The sequence below is a fragment of the Cellulomonas sp. P4_H12 genome, from assembly GCF_056400905.1.
Map to the genome: position 1 here is coordinate 1 of NZ_JBFUKJ010000141.1, position 535 is coordinate 535.

The window sequence follows — 535 nt, forward strand, 5'->3', positions numbered from 1 at the left end:
TGCTCCCAGCTGGTGTTACTCGCCGGTTGCCTTGGCGATGATTTCCTTCGAGACGTTCGCGGGAACCTCTGCGTAGGAATCWAACACCATGGAGAAGTTCGCTCGACCCTGGGTCCTGGACCGCAGGTCACCGATGTAGCCGAACATCTCCGAGAGCGGAACCAGCGCCTTCACGACACGGGCACCACTGCGTTCCTCCATGGCCTGGATCTGGCCACGGCGGGAGTTGAGGTCGCCGATCACGTCGCCCATGTACTCCTCGGGCGTGGTCACCTCGACAGCCATGAGCGGCTCGAGGATGACCGGACCGGCCTTGCGGGCGGCTTCCTTCAGTGCCTGCGAACCGGCAACCTTGAAGGCCATTTCGGACGAGTCGACGTCGTGGTACGCACCGTCGAGCAGCGTCAGCTTGAGGTTCACGAGCGGGTAGCCGGCGAGGACGCCGTACTGCATCGCGTCGCGCGCACCGTGGTCGACGGAGGGGATGTACTCGCGAGGAACGCGGCCACCGGAGACCTTGTTCTCGAACGTGTAC

General features: G+C 63.9%; 1 pseudogene. It reads right to left on the minus strand.

The features are described 5' to 3' along the window. Window positions 1-15 precede the first annotated feature (15 nt). Window positions 16-535: pseudogene (gene fusA / locus AC1DQC_RS20215) on the minus strand (elongation factor G); the annotation flags it as partial.